General features: G+C 67.1%; 24 protein-coding genes. 11 read left to right on the forward strand and 13 right to left on the reverse strand.

The window, feature by feature from the left end; all coding sequences use genetic code 11:
• Positions 1-58: 58 nt before the first annotated feature.
• From EV665_RS03595 to EV665_RS03615, 5 genes are all read right to left on the reverse strand, one after another.
• Complete coding sequence (locus EV665_RS03595; protein ID WP_133033128.1) at positions 59-652, reverse strand: DJ-1/PfpI family protein; 594 nt, start codon at positions 650-652, stop codon at positions 59-61.
• A gap of 25 nt (positions 653-677) precedes the next feature.
• Complete coding sequence (locus EV665_RS03600; protein ID WP_133033129.1) at positions 678-1,178, reverse strand: GNAT family N-acetyltransferase; 501 nt, start codon at positions 1,176-1,178, stop codon at positions 678-680.
• Positions 1,179-1,392: 214 nt separating this feature from the next.
• A complete protein-coding gene (locus EV665_RS03605) occupies positions 1,393-1,854 on the reverse strand; it encodes a hypothetical protein (protein ID WP_133033130.1) in 462 nt (153 codons plus the stop codon).
• Positions 1,855-2,006: 152 nt separating this feature from the next.
• The gene (locus EV665_RS03610) at positions 2,007-4,340 is read right to left on the reverse strand and encodes a glucose/quinate/shikimate family membrane-bound PQQ-dependent dehydrogenase (protein ID WP_133033131.1); all 2,334 of its coding nucleotides are present in this window, start codon (positions 4,338-4,340) and stop codon (positions 2,007-2,009) included.
• Positions 4,341-4,726: 386 nt separating this feature from the next.
• Positions 4,727-6,238 carry a protein adenylyltransferase SelO gene (locus tag EV665_RS03615; RefSeq protein ID WP_133033132.1) on the reverse strand — a complete coding sequence of 504 codons (1,512 nt, stop codon included), beginning with the start codon at positions 6,236-6,238 and terminating at the stop codon, positions 4,727-4,729.
• A 158-nt stretch (positions 6,239-6,396) separates the two neighbouring features.
• Between EV665_RS03615 and EV665_RS03620 the strand changes: the two genes are divergently transcribed.
• Positions 6,397-6,876: a hypothetical protein gene (locus EV665_RS03620; RefSeq protein ID WP_064329468.1), complete on the forward strand. Its 480-nt coding sequence runs from the start codon at positions 6,397-6,399 to the stop codon at positions 6,874-6,876.
• A gap of 138 nt (positions 6,877-7,014) precedes the next feature.
• Complete coding sequence (locus EV665_RS03625; protein ID WP_162852963.1) at positions 7,015-9,084, forward strand: caspase family protein; 2,070 nt, start codon at positions 7,015-7,017, stop codon at positions 9,082-9,084.
• 200 nt (positions 9,085-9,284) lie between these two features.
• Here EV665_RS03625 and EV665_RS03630 read toward each other — a convergent pair whose 3' ends face one another.
• The 5 genes from EV665_RS03630 to EV665_RS03650 form a co-directional block, all read right to left on the reverse strand.
• The gene (locus EV665_RS03630) at positions 9,285-11,378 is read right to left on the reverse strand and encodes a S9 family peptidase (protein ID WP_133033134.1); all 2,094 of its coding nucleotides are present in this window, start codon (positions 11,376-11,378) and stop codon (positions 9,285-9,287) included.
• Positions 11,379-11,446: 68 nt separating this feature from the next.
• Positions 11,447-11,881 carry a DUF6691 family protein gene (locus EV665_RS03635; RefSeq protein WP_133033135.1) on the reverse strand — a complete coding sequence of 145 codons (435 nt, stop codon included), beginning with the start codon at positions 11,879-11,881 and terminating at the stop codon, positions 11,447-11,449.
• Positions 11,878-12,288 carry a YeeE/YedE family protein gene (locus tag EV665_RS03640; protein WP_064329472.1) on the reverse strand — a complete coding sequence of 137 codons (411 nt, stop codon included), beginning with the start codon at positions 12,286-12,288 and terminating at the stop codon, positions 11,878-11,880. Before EV665_RS03640 ends, EV665_RS03635 begins: the two co-directional genes overlap by 4 nt.
• Positions 12,285-12,593 carry a sulfite-sensing transcriptional repressor BigR gene (bigR, locus tag EV665_RS03645; protein ID WP_064332454.1) on the reverse strand — a complete coding sequence of 103 codons (309 nt, stop codon included), beginning with the start codon at positions 12,591-12,593 and terminating at the stop codon, positions 12,285-12,287. Before bigR ends, EV665_RS03640 begins: the two co-directional genes overlap by 4 nt.
• 132 nt (positions 12,594-12,725) lie before the next feature.
• A complete protein-coding gene (locus EV665_RS03650; RefSeq protein ID WP_133033136.1) occupies positions 12,726-13,853 on the reverse strand; it encodes an AI-2E family transporter in 1,128 nt (375 codons plus the stop codon).
• A gap of 161 nt (positions 13,854-14,014) precedes the next feature.
• Between EV665_RS03650 and EV665_RS03655 the strand changes: the two genes are divergently transcribed.
• Positions 14,015-14,425, forward strand: coding sequence for a DUF930 domain-containing protein (locus EV665_RS03655; protein ID WP_380687374.1), 411 nt, complete (start codon positions 14,015-14,017; stop codon positions 14,423-14,425).
• A gap of 42 nt (positions 14,426-14,467) precedes the next feature.
• Here the strand turns inward: EV665_RS03655 and EV665_RS03660 are convergent, their stop codons facing one another.
• Positions 14,468-15,337, reverse strand: a complete 870-nt coding sequence (locus EV665_RS03660; protein ID WP_245507646.1) for a VOC family protein — start codon at positions 15,335-15,337, stop codon at positions 14,468-14,470.
• Positions 15,338-15,641: 304 nt separating this feature from the next.
• On the opposite strand from EV665_RS03660, the gene EV665_RS03665 reads away from it, so the two are divergent.
• Together EV665_RS03665 and trhA are read left to right on the forward strand one after the other, a co-directional pair.
• Positions 15,642-15,965, forward strand: coding sequence for a TraR/DksA family transcriptional regulator (locus tag EV665_RS03665; RefSeq protein WP_064329474.1), 324 nt, complete (start codon positions 15,642-15,644; stop codon positions 15,963-15,965).
• Between the two features lie 140 nt (positions 15,966-16,105).
• Positions 16,106-16,762 carry a PAQR family membrane homeostasis protein TrhA gene (trhA, locus tag EV665_RS03670; RefSeq protein ID WP_064329475.1) on the forward strand — a complete coding sequence of 219 codons (657 nt, stop codon included), beginning with the start codon at positions 16,106-16,108 and terminating at the stop codon, positions 16,760-16,762.
• Between the two features lie 39 nt (positions 16,763-16,801).
• On the opposite strand, the gene EV665_RS03675 is transcribed toward trhA, so the two are convergent.
• A complete protein-coding gene (locus EV665_RS03675; RefSeq protein ID WP_133033140.1) occupies positions 16,802-17,302 on the reverse strand; it encodes a hypothetical protein in 501 nt (166 codons plus the stop codon).
• Positions 17,303-17,520: 218 nt separating this feature from the next.
• Between EV665_RS03675 and EV665_RS03680 the strand changes: the two genes are divergently transcribed.
• Positions 17,521-18,024 (forward strand): GNAT family N-acetyltransferase, encoded by a 504-nt coding sequence (locus tag EV665_RS03680; protein WP_064329476.1) that lies wholly within the window; start codon positions 17,521-17,523, stop codon positions 18,022-18,024.
• A 34-nt stretch (positions 18,025-18,058) separates the two neighbouring features.
• Here the strand turns inward: EV665_RS03680 and msrB are convergent, their stop codons facing one another.
• Positions 18,059-18,466: a peptide-methionine (R)-S-oxide reductase MsrB gene (msrB, locus tag EV665_RS03685; protein ID WP_064329477.1), complete on the reverse strand. Its 408-nt coding sequence runs from the start codon at positions 18,464-18,466 to the stop codon at positions 18,059-18,061.
• Positions 18,467-18,605: 139 nt separating this feature from the next.
• On the opposite strand from msrB, the gene EV665_RS03690 reads away from it, so the two are divergent.
• The 5 genes from EV665_RS03690 to EV665_RS03710 all read left to right on the forward strand — a co-directional run bounded on the left by EV665_RS03690 (position 18,606) and on the right by EV665_RS03710 (position 22,814).
• The gene (locus EV665_RS03690; RefSeq protein WP_064329478.1) at positions 18,606-18,839 is read left to right on the forward strand and encodes an AbrB/MazE/SpoVT family DNA-binding domain-containing protein; all 234 of its coding nucleotides are present in this window, start codon (positions 18,606-18,608) and stop codon (positions 18,837-18,839) included.
• Between the two features lie 2 nt (positions 18,840-18,841).
• Positions 18,842-19,258 (forward strand): type II toxin-antitoxin system VapC family toxin, encoded by a 417-nt coding sequence (locus EV665_RS03695; RefSeq protein ID WP_133033141.1) that lies wholly within the window; start codon positions 18,842-18,844, stop codon positions 19,256-19,258.
• Positions 19,259-19,370: 112 nt separating this feature from the next.
• The gene (locus EV665_RS03700) at positions 19,371-21,707 is read left to right on the forward strand and encodes a putative monovalent cation/H+ antiporter subunit A (protein WP_245507639.1); all 2,337 of its coding nucleotides are present in this window, start codon (positions 19,371-19,373) and stop codon (positions 21,705-21,707) included.
• 310 nt (positions 21,708-22,017) lie between these two features.
• Positions 22,018-22,437 carry a Na(+)/H(+) antiporter subunit B gene (locus EV665_RS03705; RefSeq protein ID WP_064329481.1) on the forward strand — a complete coding sequence of 140 codons (420 nt, stop codon included), beginning with the start codon at positions 22,018-22,020 and terminating at the stop codon, positions 22,435-22,437.
• Positions 22,437-22,814, forward strand: coding sequence for a Na+/H+ antiporter subunit C (locus EV665_RS03710; protein WP_133033142.1), 378 nt, complete (start codon positions 22,437-22,439; stop codon positions 22,812-22,814). The genes EV665_RS03705 and EV665_RS03710 overlap by 1 nt, the downstream gene beginning before the upstream one ends.
• The last annotated feature ends 11 nt before the right edge of the window (positions 22,815-22,825 follow it).

Genomic DNA, 22,825 nt, shown 5'->3' on the forward strand with positions numbered 1-22,825 from the left:
CCTCACCCGGAGCGTGGATGCGCGGCTCAAGGCGCCGCGCATGACGGAGGAGGGGCGATCATGCCGTCACGCCCGGCGCCTTGCGGTGCTCGTCGCCATACAGCGCGAGATAGTCGAACAGGTCGGCGGAGCCGAGGCCGATGGCGTCGAGGATTTCCCGCGTGAAGGAGACGGGGGCCGTGCCCGAGGCGGTGATGACGGCGCGGTCGCTGACGGCCTGCGGCTGGTCGCGATAGAGCGCCGCCCCGCGATAGCCGGGCACGACCTGCGGCAACTGTCCGCGATAGTTGCCGGTATGCGCCCGGTCGTCGAGCAGGCCGAGGCGGCCGAGCGCCAGTGTCGCATCGCAGATCGCGGCGACCGGCTTGCCCGCCGAAACGAAGCGCGCGACCGGAGCCGAAAGGTCAGGCGCCTCGCCGGATTGCCAGATCGTGCCGCCGCACAGCACCAGCACGTCGAAATCGCCGGGCGCGGCGTCCTCCGCCCTGCCGGCGGATCGGATGGAGACGCCGCCAAGCGAGGTCACCTCCGCGCCGCCGGGCGTCAGGACCACGGTCTCGGCCCCGCAGTCGCCCCGCGCCGTCGCCATCAGCAGCCCGCATTCCCAGTCGGCGTAACCCTCGGTCAGCACGATGGCCAGTCGCTTTGCCATGTCGATGTCCTCCCCCAGCGTATTGTCAGCCCAGGGACTGGACATAGCGCATCCCGGTGACCGGGCCAGCCCGGAAGTTCATCTGCTCGTAGAAGCGGTGGGCGCCGAAATTGCCGGTCGCCGCGCTCACCGAGAGGTAGCCGCAGCCGGCGATGCGGGCGTGCTCGCGGGCGCGGGAGACGAGGTGGCGGCCGATGCCGTGGCCGCGATGGTCCTTGCGCACGAAGATCTGGTGCAGCTCCATGCCGCGCAGACCTTCCAGCGCGCGGTACATCGGCACCAGCAGGGCGTAGCCGATCAGCCGGCCGCCGGCTTCGGCGACGAGCGCGGTGATCCAGGGATGGGTGCCGAAGAGGTCGCGGTCGAGGTCGGCGGCGGAAACCTTCGCCGTGTCGCCGTGGCATTCGGCATGCAGGGCGATCATGTCGAGGATCTGCTGCAGGTCGCCCCGGCGCGCGGCGCGGATGGTCAGCATCGGCGGGCGTTCGAGGGCGGCGGGGTCGAGTTTGATGACGGTATTCTGCATTTCGGGCTCCTGGGTTTTGTGCCATCAGGTGCCAGAAACAACAAAGCCGCCTGATGGCGGCTTGTTGACATGATCGAACAGCCGCTCCTTATCGGAACAGCCAAAAATACGTCGCGGCGATGGGTGCGTTCGTGATCATGGACGCGATATTCTCGAAATTCCGCCCGTTGTCAATCGGGCCTCGCAAGAAAAAGACGGACGAAAGCGGAGGTGGTCAGCCCTCCGCTTCCTCCCGGCCGGCGCCGGCGGCTTGCCCTTCCGCCCCGTCGGCGGTCTCGTCGACGCCGAGCTGTTCCTTGATGGCGCGGCGGATCTCCTCCTCGATCGCCGACCGCGTCTCCGGCGGAAGCTGCGCAAGGCTTTCCTCTGTGAGGCCCATCGTCTCCAGCAGTTCCTTGCGCAGCCGTTCCACGGCCGTCATCCTGGAAAGCTCCATGAACTCGGCGACGAGCCCGTCGCCTTCGACCTCCGTTCTGTCGAGTTTCGCCTGGGTCAGCCAGAGCGCGTTGGCAAAGCTGGAGGAGAGGGAGGTGGTGGGGGCGACGGTCGGCACGTTGCGGGCCGAGGCGTTGCCGCCCGCCCCGTTGCCGCCGGTCTCGTTATAGAGGCTGTCCTCGCTCGCCGCGCGTGGCTTGCTGAAGGCGTAGGCGGTGTAGAGGCTACCGTCGATCTTCATGAAGAGGGCTCCCTGAAACGATTTTCGGGAACCCTATCCGTCACAGCTTTTGCGAGACTTGCGCCCCCGGGACTCGCCTTTGGTGCGCTCCGCATGGAAGGGCAACCGCCTCCGAAAGCCCCCTCCGGCCCCTGTGCGGTTGCCCTGCTTCGCTACGGCAGCGTATAGGCGATGACGTAGTCGCCCGGCTTGGTGCCGACCGAGCCGTGGCCGCCGGCGACGATCAGCACGTACTGCTTGTCGCCAACGGTGTAGGTCATCGGCGTGGCCTGGCCGCCGGCGGGAAGGCGGGCTTCCCAGAGCTGGCGGCCGCTCGTCAGGTCGTAGGCGCGCAGATAATCGTCCACGGCGGCGCCGAGGAAGGCGATGCCGCCCTTGGTAATCATCGGGCCGCCGATGCCGGGCACGCCGACCTTGAAGGGCAGCGGCAGCGGCGTCATGTCCATGACCGTGCCGTTCTTGTGCTTGTAGGCGATCTCGCCGGTGGCAAGGTTCGCGCCGGCGACATAGCCCCATGGCGGCGCCTGGCAGGGAATGCCGAGCGGGCCGAGGAACGGGCCCATGAAGACGCCGTAGGGCGCGCCCTCGTTGCGGTTGAGACCCTGTTCGGAGCCCTTCTCGTCCTGGCCCTTCGGCGGGATCTGGTCACGCGGCACGAGGCGGGAGGTGAAGGCGAGGTAGGTCGGCATGCCGAACATCACCTGCCGCTCCGGATCGACCGCGACGGAGCCCCAGTTGAAGGTGCCGAAATTGCCGGGATAGACGAGCGTGCCCTGCAGCGAGGGTGGCGTGTAGCGGCCCTCGTATTTCAACGACAGGAAATCGATGCGGCAGGCGAGCTGGTCGAACATGCTGATGCCCCACATGTCCTTTTCCTGCAGCGGCGGCGGCATGAAGGTGAGGCCGGAGACCGGCTGGGTCGGCGCGGTGAAATCCTCCGGGATCGCGCCCGTCGGCGCCGCCACCTCCTCGAAGGGGATGATCGGCTCGCCGGTGCGCCGGTCGAGCACGTAGATGTCGCCCTGCTTGGTCGGGCCGACGAGGGCGGGAACGGTCGCGCCGTCCTTCGTGATGTCGATCAGCGCCGGCTGGGCCGGCACGTCCATGTCCCACAGGTCGTGGTGCACCGTCTGGCGCACCCAGCGCACCGCGCCCGTCCCGATGTCGAGCGCGACGATGGAGGAGGCGTATTTCTCCACATGCTCGCTGCGGCCCATGCCGAGCTGGTCGGGCACGCGGTTGCCGAGCGGGATATAGACGAGGCCGAGGGCGTCGTCATAGCTGAAGACGGACCAGGAATTCGGCGAGTTGACCGTATAGACCTGCCCCTCGGGCAGCGGCGTCGTGACGTCGGGATTGCCGGAATCCCAGTTCCAGACGAGGGCGCCGGTATTGACGTCGAAGGCGCGGATGACGCCCGACTGCGACTGGGTCGAGTAGTTGTCGTTCACCGCGCCGCCGATGATGATCTTGCCGTCGGTGATGACGGGCGGCGAGGTGGAATAGTAGTAGCCGGCCGGGTTGTAGGGCATGCCCTGTTCGAGCTGCAGCACGCCGTTCTCGGCAAAGCCGGTGCAGACGTCGCCGGTGGCCGCGTCGAGCGCGATCAGCCGGGCGTCCGAGGTCGGCAGGTAGACGCGGGTGGCGCAGGTCGTGCCGGCGGTCGCGGCCGGATCGGCATAGTAGGTCACGCCGCGGCAGGTCTGGTGCTGGCGGTCGGGGTTCATGCCGGAGTTGGAATCGTATTTCCATTTCTCCTTGCCGGTCGCCGCGTCGAGCGCGATCGCCCAGTTGTGCGGCGTGCACATGTAGAGCGTGTCGCCGATCTTGAGCGGCGTCACCTGGTAGGTGGTCTCGCCGACATCGTCCGGCAGCTTCACGTCGCCGGTCTGGTATTGCCAGGCGACCTTGAGCGTGCCGACATTGTCCGTGTTGATCTGGTCGAGCGGCGAATAGCGCTGGCCGTATGGCGTGCGGCCGTACTGGTGCCATTCGCCGGCCGGCACGTTGCCGCCGAGGGCGGGGGTGGCGTTGACGACGTCGGTCGGCAGGTTGCCGGCCACGTCGTGCGGGTCCTGCGTCATCGCAAAGCCGGCAACGCCGATGGAGACGAGGACGGCAACGGCAAGTGGCAGGGCCGAGGCCGGGTAGGGCGTGCCGGTGGGGCTGGAAAAGCCGAGCGGACGGCGGATGGCCGGCAGCATCAGCCACAGGCCGATGAGCACGATGACGCCGCCGCGCGGGCCGAGCTGCCACCAGTCGAAACCGACCTCCCAGATCGCCCAGCCGAGCGAACCGAGGATGACGAGGGCGTAAAGCCAGAGCGCCGCGCCGGAGCGGCGCAGGAGCAGCACGGCCGTGACGAGGAAGGCGAGGCCGGTGACGAGATAATAGGGGCTGCCGCCGAGCGATAGCAGCCACCCGCCTCCGCCCGTCAGCACCAATCCGATGATGGCGATGAGGGCGGCGGTCAGCGTGAGCAACATGGGGATCTCCGTTGGTGCTGCCGGCCGGGGAGGAGGCCGACAAGACGTCCGGCTCAAGGAGGGACGCTGGAGAAATTAGGGCAGAACCGTGGCGCTTCAATGCCGGAAAAGGAGGAGAAGGAAATTATACTTTTCTACTCATGTTTTTTGGAGGCGAGGCCGCCTTGGAAGGCGCTTGCCCCTCATCCGGCCTGCCGGCCACCTTCTCCCCGCAAGCGGGGAGAAGGAGATATGCCGTACCGGCTTCCTCGATCATCACCGCTTCGTAGGGCAAGTCCCCTCTCCCCGCTTGCGGGGAGAGGGTTAGGGTGAGGGGCACGTTCCCCAGGTGGTGACCTTGCCTGCAAAGGAGGGAGAAGTCCGGAAAGGCTTTCCTCCTCCGCCCCTCACGTCCCGCAGAAGGTCGCGGTGATCTCCTCGCCGGGCTTCGGCGGCACGGCATAGGCGGCGAAGGCCGGCTGGTCCTCGTAGGGCCGCGCCAGCACGTCGGTCAGCGCCGAAAACAGCGAGAAATCGCCATGGTCGACCGCCGCCGTCAGCGCCTCCTCGACCTTGTGGTTGCGCGGGATGAAGGCGGGGTTGACGCGGCGCATCGCCGCTGCGCGCGCCTGCGGCGTCACGGCCTCCCGCGCCAGCCGGGCGCGCCAGAGGGCAAGCCAGGGCGTGAGCGCGCCGGGCGTTTCGAGGAGGTCTTGCAGCGCGTCGTCCGCCGCATCGCCTTCGGCCGCGTCGACAAGGCGCCGGAAGGCGAGCGTATAGTCGGCCTTCTGCTCGTAGAGCGTCACGAGCAGGTCGCGGATCAGGCCCTGGTCGTCGTCCTCCTCATCCGCGCCAAGGCCGATCTTCGCCCGGATCACCGCCTTCCAATGCGCCTGGAAGCGCTCCATGAAGCGGCCGACCGCCGCATTCGCCATCTCCACCGCCTTGTCCTGGTCGTCGCAAAGAAGGGCAAGCAGCGCCTCGGCGAGCCGCGCGATGTTCCACTGGCCGATCATCGGCTGGTTGCCGAAGGCATAGCGCCCGTTGCGGTCGATGGAGGAATAGACGGTGCGCGGATCGTAGCGGTCCATGAAGGCGCAGGGGCCGAAATCGATCGTCTCGCCCGAGATCGTCATGTTGTCGGTGTTCATCACGCCATGGATGAAGCCGACGCCGAGCCATCGGGCGATGAGCGAGGCCTGCCGGTCGGCGACGGCGTCCAGCAGCGCGAGATAGGGCTGCTCCGCGCCCTTCAGCGCCGGATAGTGCCGGTCGATGACGTGGTCGGCGAGCACGCGCACGTTCTCCGTGTCGCCGCGGGCGGCGAAGAACTGGAAGGTGCCGACGCGGACATGGCTGGCGGCGACGCGGGTGAAGACGGCGCCCGGCAGCACCCGGTCGCGATAGACCGGCTGGCCGGTGGCGACGGCCGCCAGCGCCCGCGTCGTCGGAATGCCGAGCGCATGCATGGCCTCGCTGACGATATATTCGCGCAGCACCGGCCCGAGCGCCGCCCGCCCGTCGCCGCGGCGCGAATAGGGCGTCTGGCCGGCGCCCTTCAGCTGGATGTCGCGCCGCCGGCCGTTGCGGTCTATCACCTCGCCGAGAAGGATCGCCCGCCCGTCGCCGAGCTGCGGCACGAACTGGCCGAACTGGTGGCCGGCATAGGCCATGGCGAGCGGCAGCGAACCGGGCAGCGGCACGTTGCCGGAGAAGTAACCCGCGCCGTGCCGCTCCAGCGCATCCGCATCGAGGCCGAGCTCCCCGGCAAGCGCCCGGTTGAACGCGATGAGCCGCGGCGCCTCCACCGGGCTCGGATCGACCGGGGCGAAGAAGACGTCCGGCAGGCGCGCATAGCTGTTGTCGAAGGCAACGGGCCTGCCGTCGTCGCCGTGCTGCGGGTTGGTGGCGTTGCTCATGGCATCCTCTTGCGGCGTTCTCGTCTCGTCTCCCTATAGGTAGCGACAAGCGGCCGGATTGAAAGGGCCGGCGGCGGGGCGCTCGCTTGCCGGGCCCGTGGTGCGGTGCTAGCGTCCGGCGAAAAGCCATGCCGGTTCAACAGTCGGGGTCCTGTCAGATGCGTGCGCTCGCCGTCCTTTTGCTGTTGCCGTCCGTCGCCTTCGCGGAAACCTGCGGCGCCTGGAGCGCCGGCATTTCCGAGGAGGAGGAGGGGCCGGTCATGGTGGCCTCGGTCTGCGTGGGGGCCGGGGCGCGGGAAAGCAACCTCCTCCTGAAATGCGGCCCCGAAGGCCGGCTCAGCCTGCGGTTCCTCGCTGCCGCGGCGCTGGATTTCCCGCCGGGCGACGGCGGGGACTTCTCCAGCCCGCTGCGCCTTTCCATCGATGGCGAGGCCTTCGACCGGCCCGCGCATCACGAGGCGATGGACGGCGCGATGGTCAGCGAATTCCCGATAACCGGCCCGCTGGCCGAGCGCCTCAAGGCCGGCAGGGCGCTGACGATCGCCTATCCGGCAACGGCATTCGAGCCGCTCGCCTTCCCCCTCACAGGGTCGAAGGCGGCGATCAGCACGCTGGCGGCGGCCTGCGCCGGCTCCTGACGCCCGTTGCCGGCCGGCATGGAATTTCACGGCCTTCTGAATAAGCGGGCGGCGCCGTCCGTCCCCTTCTTCAGGCATGCATTGGGTGAGCGAATGTCCGGTTGCCGGCGAGCCGGGACCGTGTCTCGGGAGGGTATCGTGCAGCGGAATGTCCATCGGTGGATCGCGGCGCTTGCCGCCTGTCTTCTTCTCCTCGCCGCGCCGGCCGCCATCGCCGCCGAACGCTACGCGCTCCTCATCGGCAATGCCGAATACGAGGATGCCGAACCGCTGGAGAACCCGCTCAACGACATCGACCTCGTCGGCGAGGCGCTGGAGCGGGTGGAGTTCGACGTGACGCGCGTCACCGATGCCGACCATCTCGGCATGCTCTCCGCGCTCAACAATTTCACGCGGCTGGCGGAGAAGGCGGAGGACCCGGTGCTCTTCGTCTATTTCTCCGGCTATGCGGTGCAGATCAACGGCGACAATTTCCTGCTGCCGGTCGATGCCTCCGGCCGCACCGTGACGGGCCTGCGCAACCGCTCGCTGCCCGTCTCCGAGATCACGAAGACGCTGCGCGGGCTCGGCAAGGGCCTCAAGGTCGTGCTCTTCGACGCGGCGCATGAAAACCCGTTCCTCACGCTGCGCGACATCCCGGACGGGCTTGCCGAGCCGAAGGACGCCGAGGGCGTGCACTATGCCTATGCCGCCGCGCCCGGCACCGCCTACGACTACGAGGGAACGCCGATCAGCCCCTTCGCCTCGGCCTTCGTCGATGCGATCAGCATTCCCGGCATCGTGCTGGAGGAGGCCTTCCGCAAGGTCGGCGAGATCGTCAAGGAGCGCAGCAAGGGCCGGCAGGAGACCTGGCAGAGCGATGCCGACTACGGCAAGTTCGCCCTGAGCCCGAAGGACGACAAGGTCGACGAGGCCGAGATCGCCTTCTACGAATTCGCCGCGCTCGCCGACAACCGCGAGGCCTACGACCGCTATCTCGGCCGCTACCCCGAGGGCGTCTTCGCCTATGTCGCCAAGCGCAAGATCGACCTTCTCGCCGGCCGCTTTTCCCGCGACCACGAGGATGGCGGCGAGATGCCCTATCTGACGGTCTCCAACGACCGGCGCGATCCCTGCGGGCGCATCACCTTCGGCGATTACGCGCAGGACCGCCGGCTCTCCGACGTCTACAAGGACGGCCAGCTTGTGCTGATCGACGTGCGCTTCTGGTATCCGCCGGAAGGCTGCGACTATCTCTCCTACTTCACGACCGTCTATTCGCACGAGCGGCTGCGCAACGTCATCACCGCGGCGAGCATCCCCGAGCGGCGCATCTATGTCGCGAGCCGGGACGATCTCAGTCCCAGCGAGGAACGCGCGATCTACGACTATTTCGACGAGGATCGCCGCGGCTACGCGCAATCCCTGATGTTCCGCGCGATCAACGAGGAACGCCGCCACAGCCTCGGCATCGCGATCAAGACACCGGACGACAGGGCCCGCGAATATGTCGACGAGGTGGAATGCGGCGACGGGTGCCTGCGCGTGCGCGGCCTCGTGCGCCTGCGCGACAACAGCGTGCGCGCGCTGGAGGACTACGAGTTCGACTTCGTCGACGTGCGCCGCCTCGGCCTCTACGACAAGTACCGCGCCGCGCTGCGCGACTTCCCGGAGGACGAGCATGCGGGGAGCAGTGATGTCGCCCTGGGTGTGAAGGCGGACGACTATGCGGCGGCGGGCGGCGCCGTGAGCCACGAGACGAACGCCTATGGCGAAACCGCCGCCTCCGGCCATGACGACGGCTACGGCAAGGACGCCGACCCCTACCGCGCCGTGCGCACGGTCGGCGGCTGGGAGGTCGTCGCCGACTTCTCCGGCGACCGCTTCCTGAACTGCCGCGCCACGCGCCGCGGCGAGGGCGGGCGCCACGCCGCCTTCCGCTGGTACGACGACGGCCACGTCACCTTCGGCTTCCAGGACACGGCCTACGACTACCGCGACGACTATACGAGCGATGCGCGATACTGGATCGACGACGGCGAGGGCTACGACATCAAGGGCAAGGCCTACGGCCGCAGCGAGATCGCCTACGACCTCGGCCGCGATCGCTCGGTGATCGACGCGCTGAAGCGGGGCAACCACATCCGCATCGGCGACGTGCGCACGAGCCTGAAAGGGTCCAGCGCCATGCTGAGCGATCTGCAGGCCTGCGTGGCGGCGTTCCGGTAGGGGCGAAGCTGCAACCGCCCCTCATCCGCCTGCCGGCACCTTCTGCCCGCAGGCGGGGAGAAGGGATTTGCTGCACTGGTTTCCCACCAGGAGGAGATGGTCGAATGCAGGAAAGCCTCACGGCTTGCTTCCTTCTCCCCGCTTGCGGGGAGAAGGTCGCGGCAGCGGGATGAGGGGCTAAGCCCTTTCCCGGACCGCCATCACATCTTCCCCGCCACCTTGATCGCGAAGGCATATTCGAAGGCGATTTCCTCCAGGCGCTGGAAGCGGCCCGAGGCGCCGCCGTGGCCGGCGCCCATGTTGGTCTTGAGGAGGATCGGTTCGGAGCCGGTCGTCTTTTCGCGCAGCCGGGCCACCCATTTGGTGGGCTCCCAGTAGGTGACGCGCGGGTCGGTGAGGCCGGAAAGCGCGAGGATGGCGGGATAGGGCTTCGCCTCCACATTGTCGTAGGGCGAGTAGCTTGCCATGAGCTGGTAGAAATCCCTGCTCTCGATCGGGTTGCCCCATTCCGGCCATTCCGGCGGGGTCAGCGGCAGCGTGTCGTCCAGCATGGTGTTGAGCACGTCGACGAAGGGCACGGCGGCGATGATGCCGCCGAACTTTTCCGGCGCCATGTTGGCGACCGCACCCATCAGCATGCCGCCGGCCGAGCCGCCCTCGGCGACGATCTTCGCGTAGGACGTGAACTTCTCCTGATTCAGATAATCAGCGGCGGCGATGAAGTCCTTGAAGGTATTGGTCTTTCTGTCCATCTTGCCGTTTTCGTACCAGGCAAAGCCCTTGTCCTTGCCGCCGCGGATATGGGCGATGGCATAGACGAAGCCGCGGTCGACCAGCGACAGGCAATTGGTGTTGAAGGAGGCGGGGATGGTGATGCCGTAGGCGCCGTAGCCGTAGAGCAGGCACGGCGCGGAACCGTCGAGCGGCGTATCCTTCCGGTAGAGCAGGGTGACCGGCACGCTCTCGCCGTCCGGGGCCGGCGCGAAGACGCGGCGGGTGACGTAGTCGTCGATCGTGTGGCCGGAGGGCACTTCCTGCGTCTTCAGGAGCGTGCGCTCGCGCGTCGCCATGTCGTAGTCGAAGAGCTGCGAGGGCGTCGTCATCGAGGAGTAGGAGAAGCGGATGACGTCGGTGTCGTATTCCGCCGCGCCGGAAAGGCCGAGCGAATAGGCCTCCTCCGCAAAGGCGATGGCGTGTTCCTCGCCGCTTTCCCGCTCGCGCACGACGATGCGCGGCAGGCCCTCGTGGCGCTCCAGCCAGACGAGGTGGCGGGCAAACGCCATGTGGTTGAGGATCAGCGTGCCCGGGCGGTGCGGCACGACCTCCGTCCAGTTCTCCCGGCCCGGCGCCGTCACCGGCGTCTGCATGATCTTGAAGTCCTTGGCGCCGTCGGCATTGGTGAGGATGTAGAAGACGTCGCCGCCCTCGGTCATCGAATATTCGAGGCCGGTCTGGCGCGGCGCGACGACGACCGGGTTGGCGAGAAGGTCCTTGGTGGAGAGCAGGCGGTATTCGCTCGTCTCGTGGTCGTGGATGTCGATATAGATGAAGTCGTCGATCAGCGAGCCGCCGACCGACATGAAGAAGCCGGCATCCTTCTCCTCGTAGACGAGGCGGTCGTTCTCCTGACGCTCGCCGAGGATGTGATGGAAGATCTTCGACGGGCGGTGGTTCTCGTCAAGCGCGGTGTAGAAGAAGCTCTTGGCATCCGGCGCCCAGACGCCGTCGCCGCCGGTATTGGCGAGCTCGTCGCTGCGGTCCTCGCCGGTCGCAAGGTCGCGCACCTTCAGCGTGAAATATTCCGAGCCCCTGTCGTCATAGCCCCAGATGCCGAGCGAATGGTCGGTGGAATGGTCGATGCCGGACAGACGGAAATAGTCCTTGCCCGCCGCCTCCTTGTCGCCGTCGAGCAGGATGGTCCGTTCGCCGCCCTCGCGCGGCTCGCGGAAATAGCGCGGCTGCTCGCCGCCGGTGACATAGGCGGTGCCGTAGGCGAAGGGACCGTCCTTCATGGGCACGGAGCTGTCGTCCTCCTTGATGCGGCCGCGCATCTCGGCAAACAGCGTCTTCTGCAGCGCCTCCGTATCGGCCATCGCGGCCGTCATGTAGGCGTTCTCCGCCTCCAGATGCGCGCGGATCTCCGGCTGCAGGATCGAGGGGTCCTTGAACATCGCCTGCCAGTTCTCGTCGCGGAACCAGGCATAGTCGTCGGTGCGGGTGATGCCGTGGCGGGTATCGGAGACCGGCTTCTTGGCGGCGACGGGGGCGGCGGGCAGGTTTTTGAAGACGGGCAAGGGATCACTCCGGCAAATCGGTAGGCGGGACCAGAGAGATAGAGAGCCCGGCGGCCCGCATCAAGCGCTCAGCCCGCGCGGCGGGCGAAAAGCCGGTCGTGCAGCACCATGCCCGCCACCATGCAGGTAACAAAGACGAGAGGTTCTGCCCGGCCGAGCGAAAGGGCGGCCAGCGCCGGGCCGGGGCAGAAGCCGCCAAGCCCCCAGCCGAGGCCGAACAGCGCCGAGCCGAGGATCAGTCTGCGGTCGACGGGGCGGGTGTCGGGCAGGTGGAAGCCCTCGGCGAAGGCCGGGCGGGCCAGGCGGCGGACAAGGACGAGGCCGAGCGCCATGACGGCGACGGCGCCGCCGAGCACGAAGGCAAGGCTTGGATCCCAGGCGCCGGCAAGGTCGAGGAAGCCCTGCACGCGTGCCGGGTCCAGCATGCCGGAAAGGGCAAGGCCGAGGCCGAAGAGCGCGCCGCAGGCGAGCGCCGACAGGATTTGCGGGAGAAAGCGGGTCACAGGCCGGAACTCCGCAGGAGCGCGACGGCGAGCACGCCGGCAACGAGGAAGCTGGCGACGGCGGCGAAGGAGCGCGGCGAAAGCCGGGCAAGGCCGACGACGCCGTGGCCGCTGGTGCAGCCGGAACCCATGCGCGTGCCGAAGCCGACGAGGAGGCCGGCGGCGGCGATGAGCGGCAGCGGCGCGGTAATGGTGACGGCCGGCCAGCCGCCGGCAAGGCCGCGGTAGAGGACGGGGCCGAGAAGGAGGCCGGCGACGAAGGCGGCGTTGACGGCGACATTGCTGCCCTCCGCGAGCCGGCCGACAATACCGCTGATGCCGGCGACGCGGCCGTTGAGGACGAGCAGCAGCGCGGCGGCAAGGCCGATCAGCATGCCGCCGAGAAGGGCGGGAAGATAGGCGGTCATGGGCTGTCCCCGTCCGTGCAGAAGATCGTGTAGAGCGCGCCGACGAGCCTTGCGGCCTTTTCGGCGGTGAGGCGGTAGAAGATCTGCTTGCCCTCGCGGCGCGTCTCGACGATGCCGGCCTCGCGCAGCACGTTGAGCTGCTGGGAGAGCGTCGGCTGGTGGATGCCGAGCCGCCGTTCGAGGTCGCCGACGCAGAACTCGCCCTCGATGAGGGTGCAGACCAGCATCAGCCGGGCCGGATGGGCGAGCGTCTTCAGCAGGCCTGCGACCTCCGCCGCCCGCGCTTCCATGGCCTGCGGCGGCATGGTCCCGGCGCCGCCGGGCGGGTTGGTCGTACTCACGCGGGGTATCCTTCCAGTCATCGCCAAAACATTATACATTTTCATATAATGTATAATGTTCATGCGCAAGCGGGCTGGCGAGGGGGCGGCGGTTTGTCAGCCGGGCAGGCTGCGGCGGGCCTTGCGCTTGGCGGGGCGCAGCTCGTCGGCGATGGTCATGCCGATGATGGAGAGGGGCAGGGCGAGCATGGCGCCGGCCGCGCCCCACATCCAGGTCCAGAAGATGATGGCGGTGAAGATGATGAAGGCGTTGACCTCCAGCCGCTTGCCCATCACGGCCGGCATGACGAGGTTTTCCATGGCGAGGTGCACGAGGAAGAAGGCGAGCGCCGGCAGGAGGCCCATCATCAGCGTCTCGTGCGTGAGAAGGCCGGCGGTGCCGAGCGCGATGGTCATCAGCGTCACGCCGAGGAAGGGAACGAACGAGGAGAGGAAGGCGAACAGCCCCCACAGCACGGGCATGGCCAGCCCGCCGCCCCAGGTGATGAGGGCGGTGACGATGCCGAGCGCACCGTAGACCAGCGCCGCGGTGGCGAAATAATAGCCGAGCGCGCTGTCGATGGCGTTCATGACGCGGATGGCGGCGAGCCGCTGGCCGCGGCGCGGAAAGGCCATGATGAGCATCTGGCGCAGCTTCAGCCGCGCGGAGAGGAAGAGCACCAGCGCGGCGAAGAAGATCATGGCCTGCAGCAGGGCGGGGGTAAGGCTGGCCGAGAGGATGCCGAGGATGCTGCCGGTGTTCTCCAGCACCTTCTCCATCGACATCTGGCCGCTCTCGAAGGTCTGCGGGCTGATGCTCAGCCAGCCGAAACGGGAGAAGAGCGGCGTGATGCGGTCATAGGCCCCGCGCACCAGGTCGGGCGCGTTGGCGGCGAGCTGGGTGACCGGCTCGGCAAGCAGGCCGGCGATGAAGAAGACGCCGGCCCCGAAGGCGCCGGCCAAAAGCAGTGCCGTCGGCAGCGGCGGAATGCCGAGTTCGGTGAGCTTTTCCGCCGCCACGCCGAAGATGAGGCCGGTGACGACCGCCAGCGACAGCGGAATGAGGATCGGCGCCATGAGATAGACGACGGCCATCGCCATGATGGCGAAGATGCCGATCGCCGCCCAGGCGGCGGCGATGTCGAGCGCGTAGCGGCGTGGCGCGTCTTCCGAAAGGTCCTTTTCGATGTCGATGCTGCCCCGCAAGAGCCGCCGTTCGGCCGGTTTTCCAGAGATGTCGTGCATGATGTAGCCCCTCTTTGGCGCCGGAAACGCGCGAGGCGTACGGAAGTTCCGCCCTGTGGGGTGAAACCTGCGGTGGGTTGCCACCGTCGCGAAATCGACATATTGCCCGTTAACCCCGAATTAAGGTGTCGGAAATGGCGCCACGAAGAGGAGGCCGACAGTTGAAACGACAGGCAGGCGGGCTTTCCATCGCCCTTTGCACCCTGGCGCTCGCGCCGCTCTGTTCATCGCCCGCGCTGGCGATCGATGCCCGCGTCCGCAGCCAGCTCCAGAAGCTGACGCCGGAAGAGCGGCTGGAACAGCGCTGCGACATCGAGGCGATGGACAAGATCAGCGGCGGCAAGGGCGGCTTCCGCCCGGACAAGGTGATCGCCTATGCCTTCGGCGATCCCAAGCTCGACGGCACGACGATCAGGACGAAGGGCGCCGTCTTCCGCAGCGGCGGCGAATGGTATCGCCTTTCCTACAAATGCGAGGCGAGCGCCGACCGGCTGGAGGTCAACGCCTTCAAGTACCGCATCGGCGACATGGTGCCGCGCGAGGACTGGGCCGAGCACTATCTCTACGATTGAGGGTGCGGGGGTATTATCTCGCACCGCTTCTTGGCAAGGCCTTCAGGCCGAGAGCCTGAGGCCGATGCCCCAGGGATCGACGAGCGAGACGGTGTCGCCGCTGCGCGTCGTGGGGATCGCCAATGCGTCCAGCTTGTCCAGTGCCGTTTCCAGCCTGGCCGGTTCGTTGAAGCGGATCGTGTAGTCGGCAAGGCCGGTCATGCCGGGCTGGCGCTTCGGCTGGCCGTGCGAGTTCCAGACATTGGCGGCGACATGGTGGTGGTATTTCCCCGTCGCGAAGAAGCTGGCGCCCGGATAGGTCGCCATGATGTCGAGGCCGAGCACGTCGCGGAAGAAGGCGTCCGCTTCCGCGATGTCGGAGACCTGGAGGTGGATGTGGCCGATGGCGGTGCCGTTTTCCTGGCCGGTCCAGCCGTCCTTCGGCGCCTCGTCGTAGAGCGCCTGCAGGTCGAGCCGGTGCGTCGCCATCTTCACCGTGCCATCAGGCACATAGGTCCACTCGGAGCGGTCGCGGTCGCGATAGACCTCGATGCCGTTGCCCTCCGGGTCGTCGAGATAGATCGCCTCGCTGACGAGGTGGTCGGAGGCGCCGGTGAGCGGCACGTTGTTGTGCGCGACATGGGCGAGCCAGCGGCCGAGCTCCCTGCGATCCGGCACGAGGAAGGCGGTGTGGAACAGGCCCGGCGCATTGCGCGGCGCGCGGGCGGCATTGCTGCCCGTCGTCAGCGTCAGAAGCGGCCGGCCGGCAACGCCGAGCGTTTCGCCCGAGGCCGACTTTTCGAGCACCGAAAGGCCCATCACCTGCTGGTAGAAGGCCGAGAGCATCGGCAGGTCGATCACCGTCAGGTGCGAATGGTCGACGAAGGCCGGCATGTCGACGGCGTGGCTGGTCGTGGTGGTCGTATCGTTCATCGGGGCGGTCTCCGCGCGGCTGGGGCCGGCCCTGGTGGCGGCGATGCCCGCGGCGGCGGCGCCGAGGAATGTCCGTCTGTCGAGGTCCGTCATGGTTTGATCCCTGTCTCGGTTTCCCCTGGAAACCGTTCTGTCGGAAGGGAATATGGCGGAGCGGCGGCGTTCACGAAAGGTGGGATTTCGGCGATTTACTGTCAATGCAGTGTTGACGATGCCGGCTCGGAAACTTGATTCCGATCAATGTCGTTTCTCGGGTACGATGCCATTTTCGGCGCATGATCGACAACGAAGGGAGACCGGTATCGTGACGGACCTGGCGCAGTACAAGGACATTCTGGAGACCCGCAAGCGCGAGCTCTACCGCCGCCTCAACAAGATCGAGAAGGATCTCGACACGCTGAAGAGCGGCGACAGCGCCGACCGCGCCATCGAGCGGGAGAACGACGAGGTGCTGGAGGAATTCGGCACGACCGGCCTCAAGGAACTGGGCGCCATCGACGCCGCGCTCGACCGCATCGCCGCCGGCACGTTCGGGCTCTGCGCCAAGTGCGGCGCGCCGATCTCCGAGGCCCGGCTCGCCGCCGTGCCGCATGCCGCGCTCTGCGAGGAATGCATCGCGCAGCAATGAAGCGCCGCCCGCCGTTGGTGGGATCCGCGGGCTCGACCCGAGGATCCGTCTCACACGGCAAACTTTTGTGATCCGGGCACACCCTTGCCCCCTGCCTCCAAACGCGCCACCATGGTCGAAAGGACAAGGCAGGATCGGTCGTGGAGATCAAGGGCGTCAAATGGAACTATGATCGGGTCGAGGTGATCGCCGACGGCATCGTGCATGGCGTCGGCGTGGTCTTCGCGCTGATCGGCGTGACGGCGCTGATCTTCTATGCCACCGTCTGGGCGACGAGCGGACAACTGGCGGCCGCCTGGGTCTACGGCATCGGGCTCGTCGTCGCGCTCGCCACGTCCTTCGCCTACAATCTCTGGCCGGTCTCGAAGGTCAAGTGGCACCTGCGCCGCTTCGACCATGCGGCGATCTTCGTGCTGATCGCCGCCACCTACACGCCCTTCCTGCAGCGCGGCATCGACGATCCGCTGCTGGCCGGCATGCTCGTTGGCATCTGGCTGATGGCGGCGGGGGGCGTCGCGCTGAAGTTCCTCTTTCCCGGCCGCTACGACCGGCTGGCGATCCTCATCTATCTCGCCATGGGCTGGAGCGGTGCCCTTGCCGCCGGGCCGCTGACGACGCATCTTTCCGCCGCCACGCTGACGCTGATCGTCGCCGGCGGCGTGCTCTATTCGGTCGGCGTCATCTTCCATGTCTGGGAGAAGCTGCGCTTCCAGAACGCCATCTGGCACGGCTTCGTCGTCGCCGCGGCCGCCGTGCATTATTCGGCGGTGCTGACCAGCGTCGTCTCGGGCGCCTGACGGCGTGTTCCGCTGCAAGACCGCACCGCCGGAATTGCTCTATTGCGCCGGCGGGGCGGCGCCCTGCGCGCTCGTGCAGCCTTCGGCCGGCCGCAGCGATTTCACCAGTCGCCCGACGAGCGGCGACATCTGCGCCTTCATCGACTGTGGATATTCCAGCACGAAGGAGGCGGCGGCGTCCTCGCACAGCGCGATGATCCGGTGATAGAGGATGGAATCGACGAGCGTGCCGGAAAGGCTCGCCCAACCGGCCGTCTGCCGGTCATAGCTGAGGTCCCAGCCCTCCTGCAGATAGGTCTCGCGCCGGCCGGCGACCTCCTCCTCGAACGGTCCGGTCGCCAGGTGGTTCGCCCAGACGGAGAGTTTCGCTTCGCCCTTGGCATAGGTCCGCCCGTCGCCATTGCCGGCTTCCTGCACGAGCGAGAACCCGGGCGGGATCTCCATCGTGAAGCCGAAGCGGGCGTTGACATAGGGCTCCCAGCCCTGCGCGACGGCGGCGACGGGGAGGGCGAGGAAAAGGAGAAGGAGAAAGCGTTGCACGATCGGCTCCTCGTTGATGGCGTCCCGGGGGAACGGACAAAGAGGGGTGTTTCTTCGCCCGGCAATCGCTGCCGAAATCGCGAAGCGATTCCGTTTCAAGGAATTGAGCAGCGTTTTTTAAACTGTTGCAGCAACCTTTGCGCGTCAAGTTTGCCTAAAGCAGGCTGGACAGCTTTCCTGCTCCTCCTGTATGGCACGAGGCAAAACCGGGGGAAACCATGGACATCACGATACGCGACGCCGTGGAGGCGGATCTTCCCGGCATCATGGAGATCTACAACGACGCCGTCGCCAACACGACGGCGATCTGGAACGAGGCGGTCGTCGACCTGGACAACCGCAGGGCCTGGTTCTCCGCCCGCCGCGAGCGCGGCTTCCCGGTGCTCGTCGCCGTGCGCGGCAAGCAGGTGATCGGTTACGCTTCCTATGGCGACTGGCGGGCCTTCGACGGCTACCGCCACACGGTCGAGCATTCCGTCTATGTGCGCGGCGATGCCCGCGGCAGCGGCACGGGCAAGCGCCTGCTCAAGGCGCTGATCGACCGGGCGAGCTTCAACGGCATCCATGTGATGATCGCCGGCATCGAGGCGGAGAACACCGCCTCGATCAAGCTGCACGAGAATCTCGGCTTCCGGGTGGTCGGCCGGTTCAGCGAGGTCGGCATCAAGTTCGGCCGCTGGCTGGACCTGACCTGCATGGAGCTCAAGGTCCCCAAGCGGTAGGACCGGTCGGCCCGAGACCGCCTTTCCGCGCGCCTCAATCCGGATCGAAGCTGAGCGCCACGCCGTTCATGCAGAAGCGCAGGCCCGTCGGCGGCGGGCCGTCCGGGAAGACGTGGCCGAGATGGGCGTCGCAGTCGGCGCAGCGGATCTCCGTGCGCGTCATGCCGTAGGAATAGTCGGTATGGTCCGTCACCGCGCCGGCTTCGATCGGCTCGTAGAAGCTCGGCCAGCCGGTGCCGGAATTGAACTTCGCCTCCGACCGGTAGAGCGGCCTGTCGCAGCAGATGCAGTGATAGGTGCCCTTCTTGGAGAGATCGAAGTCGGGGCTGGAAAAGGCGCGTTCCGTGCCGTGCTCGCGTGTGATGCGGAACTGCTCCGGCGTCAGGATCTCCCGCCACTCGTCCTTCGTCTTGTTGACCTTCAATGTCTTCGTGTCGCTCATCGCGTCCTCCTGTCGGTGCATAGATAGGGTGCCGGTGGCGGCAAGACAATCGTCGGCTGTGTTCCATTGCGGGATTGGCAATCGTGCGGTTTGTGGCGTAGAGTAATACCAGTTTTCAACAAGGTATTACCGAGGTCTCATGAGCACGACGGTGACGAGCAAGGGGCAGGTGACGATCCCCAAGGCCGTGCGGGATTTTCTCGGCATCGGCCCCGGCAGCAGGGTCGAGTTCCGCCGGGTCGGGGACGGCAGCATTGTCGTGGTGCCGCTGGACGACGCCCGGCCGGAAAGCCGGTTCGCCCGCCTGCGGGGCCAGGCCGGCAAAGGGATGACGACGGACGAGATCATGGCGCTGACGCGCGGCGACGATTGACCATGTTTCTGGTCGATACGAACGTCCTGCTCGACCTCGTGACGGAAGACCCGGTCTGGGCCGCATGGTCGCAGGCGGAGCTGGAAGCCGCCGCGCTGCTCGGTCCTCTCGGGATCAACGATGTCGTCTATGCCGAGCTTTCGGTACGCTACCGGGATATTGCCGATCTCGATGCGATGATCGCGCTTGCGCAACTGGACCATCTGCCCATCCCGCGGCAGGCGCTTTTTCTTGCCGGAAAGGCCTTCCAGGCCTACCGCAGGACCGGCGGCAGCCGGACGGGCGTGCTTCCGGATTTCTTCATCGGCGCCCATGCCGCGGTCGCGGGCCTGACCCTGATCACGCGCGATGCCGCGCGATACCGTACCTATTTCCCGAACCTTGCCGTACGCACGCCCGATGCGCGTGAAGGTGGGTAAAACGTCGCAGGTTTGCCGTTCGAGGGTGGCGGTTTTCCTTCTGGCGACGTAGAACCGGCGATCTGAAAAAAACACGGCACGACGGGCGAAGCCCGCGCACGAGGGAGAGGGGATGATACCAGACACGATGGGCTTGACCTTCCTTGCCTTCTGTCTGCCGTTTCTCGGCGCGCTGGTCGCGCCCGCGCTCACGCGGCTCCTCGGTCACCATGCGGCCTGGCCGCTGGCGCTGGTGCCGGCCGCGATCTTCCTCCACTTCCTCGGCTTCAATGCGGAGGTCTCGCGCGGCGAGATCGTCACGGGCGGCTATGCCTGGGTGCCGTCCTACAATGTCAGCTTCTCCTGGCTGATCGACGGCCTGTCGCTCGCCTTCCTGCTCCTGATCTCCGGCATCGGCACGCTCATCGTGCTCTATGCCGGCGGCTACCTGAAGGGACATCCGCACCAGGGGCGGTTCTTCTCCTTCATCCTGATGTTCATGGGCGCGATGCTCGGCCTCGTCGCCTCCGACAGCTTCCTGATGCTCTTCGTCTTCTGGGAGCTGACCTCGATCACCTCCTTCCTGCTGATCGGCTTCGACCATGCGCGCGAGGCCGCGCGCCGCGCCGCGCTGCAGGCGCTGGTCGTCACCGGCGGCGGCGGGCTCTTCCTGCTGGCCGGCCTGCTGCTCCTGTGGAACGTCACCGACGTCACGCAACTGTCGCTCCTGATGTCCTTCGGCGCGGAGGTGCGGGCAAGCCCGTTCTACCTGCCGCTGCTCTTCCTCATCCTCGGCGGCGCCTTCACCAAGTCGGCGCAGTTCCCGTTCCATTTCTGGCTGCCGAACGCGATGGAGGCGCCGACGCCCGTCTCGGCCTATCTCCATTCGGCCACCATGGTGAAGGCCGGCGTCTACCTCCTGATGCGGCTCAATCCCGTGATGGGCGACACGCCCGCCTGGGAGACGATCCTGCCGGCCTTCGGCGGGCTGACGCTGCTCGTCGGCGCGGTGCTCGCCATCCGCCAGACGGACCTGAAGCTGATGCTCGCCTATACGACGGTCGCCTCGCTCGGCCTTCTCGTGATGCTGACCGGCTTCGGCTCGCAGCACGCGGTGGCCGCCGCCGCGCTCTATCTCGTCGCCCACTCGCTCTTCAAGGGCGCGCTCTTCATGGTCGCCGGCCTCATCGACCACGAGACGGGCACGCGCGACATCACCAGGCTCGGCGGGCTCAAGCGGGCGATGCCCGTCACCTTCCTTGCCGCGCTGCTTGCCGCGCTCTCCATGGCCGGCCTGCCGCCCTTCTTCGGCTTCCTCGCCAAGGAGGAGATCTATGCGGCGCTTGCCGGCGGCAGCCTGCGCGCCATCGCCTTCACCGCCGCGGCCGTCATCGGCAACGGGCTGATGTTCGCCGTCGCCTTCGCGGTGGCGCTGAAACCGTTCCTCGGCGCGCCGGTCGAGACGCCGAAACATGCGCATGAGGGGCCGGCCCTCCTGTGGATCGGCCCCATGCTGCTCGCCGTCAAGGGGCTTGTCATCGGCCTCTTTTCCGCCGTCGCCCATGCCCTGCTGACGTCGCCGCTCGCCTCCGCCATCGCCGGCAAGCCGGAGACGGTCACCATTTCGGCCGTGCCGCATCTCGGCCTCGCGCTGGCGCTGTCCGTCGTCACCATTGTTTTCGGTGCCGCCGTCTTCCTCTTCATCGACAAGGCGCGCGCGACGGCGAACCGGCTGGTCGAGGATATTGGCTGGGGACCGGACCGCGGCTTCGACCAGGTGATGACGGGCCTCGTGCGCGCCGCCGCGGCGATCAACCGCCGCGTCCAGCCCGGCCGCATGGAAATCTACATGACGGCGACCTTCGCGGTGATCGCGCTGGCGCTGCTCGTGCCGCCCGCCGTCTATGGCGAATGGCCGCGCCTGCCGGTCTGGCCGGCCGACATGCCGTTCCACGAGCTGGCGGTCATGGCGCTCGCCGTCCTCGGCATCGGCGCGGTGCTGACGGCGAGCAACCGCCTGACGGCCATCGTCGCGCTCGGCATCCAGGGCTTCTGCGTCGCCATGCTCTTCCTGCTGTTCGGCGCGCCGGACCTCGCCTTCACGCAGTTCATGATCGAGACGCTGTCGGTCGTCATCCTCGCCCTCGTCATGACGCGGCTGAAGCTGACGCCGCGCGACCACCGTCCCTTGCGCGAGAAGGTCCCGGATGCGGTCATCGCCATCGCCTGCGGCCTCGGCTTCTCGCTCTATCTCCTGAAGGTCACGCAGGGCCGCTTCGACACGGCGCTCACCGATTTCTTCAATCTCTATTCCAAGACGATCGCGCATGGCGCCAATGTCGTGAACGTCATCATCGTCGATTTCCGCGGCACGGACACGCTGGGCGAGATCGCCGTCGTCATGGTGACGGGCCTGGCGATCCTCTCGATCATCCGCATCCGCAAGGGCAAGGCGGGAGGCAAGGCATGATGGTCTGGGCTTGCAGCCACCCCCCTTCGCCTTGCCGGCCATCGTCCCCTCAAGGGGGAAGATCGGCCAGTGGCACGGTGTCGCCGCATCCCCCTTCTCCCCGCCTGCGGGGAGAAGGTGCCGGCAGGCGGATGAGGGGCGGGCAGGGCGCTGGGACCCTTTTGACGCCGGGTTCGATTGGCCGGCATTGCCCCTCATCCCGCTGCCGCGACCTTCTCCCCGCAGGCGGGGAGAAGGGGCAGGGGGCATGCTTTTCCGTTCATGAGCAGCCGTTCTGTTGCTCAGCCGCCTTCGTTGAAGGGCTTCACCCATGAACACGCTCATCTTCCGCACCGTCGCCCCGTTCCTCACCGCGCTCATGGTGCTGTTCTCGCTCTTCGTGCTGCTGCGCGGCCACAACGAGCCGGGCGGCGGTTTCATCGGCGGGCTGATCGCCGTCTCGGCCTTCGCGATCTACGGCATCGCCAACGGCATTGCCGCCGTGCGCAAGGCGCTGTGGTTCCATCCGATGACGATCTCCGCCTTCGGCCTCTTCATCGCGGCGATTGCCGGCCTGATGTCGATCTTTTTCGCCGTGCCCTTCATGACGGGGCTCTGGGTCTATCCGGTCATCCTCGGCGTCGAGATCCCGCTTTCCAGCGTCATGCTGTTCGATACCGGCGTCTATCTCGTGGTGGTGGGCGCGATCACCTCGATCGCCCTGGCGCTGGAAGCGGAGGAGGACGCCTGATGGAAGTGCCCTTCGTCCTCCTCATCGGCCTGTTCTTTTCCGCCGCCGTCTATCTGATGCTGTCGAAGTTCCTGGTGCGCGTTCTGCTCGGCGTCGTGCTGCTCGGCAATGCGGTGAACCTCCTCATCTTCACCAATGGCCGCATCTTGCGCGAGGTCCCGCCGATCATTCCGGCCGGCCATGACGTGCCGCAGGCGCTCACCGCCAATCCGCTGCCGCAGGCGCTCATCCTGACGGCGATCGTCATTTCCTTCTCCTTCTTCGCCTTCCTGCTGGTGCTCGTCTACCGCGCCTACCAGGACCTCGGCACCGACAACGGCAACGAGATGCGCCTGGCGGAGCCGGAAAACGATCCCCTTCCGCCGACCGGCTACTGACAGGAACCGAC

This window comes from Shinella granuli (genome assembly GCF_004341885.1).
Lineage (GTDB): Bacteria > Pseudomonadota > Alphaproteobacteria > Rhizobiales > Rhizobiaceae > Shinella > Shinella granuli.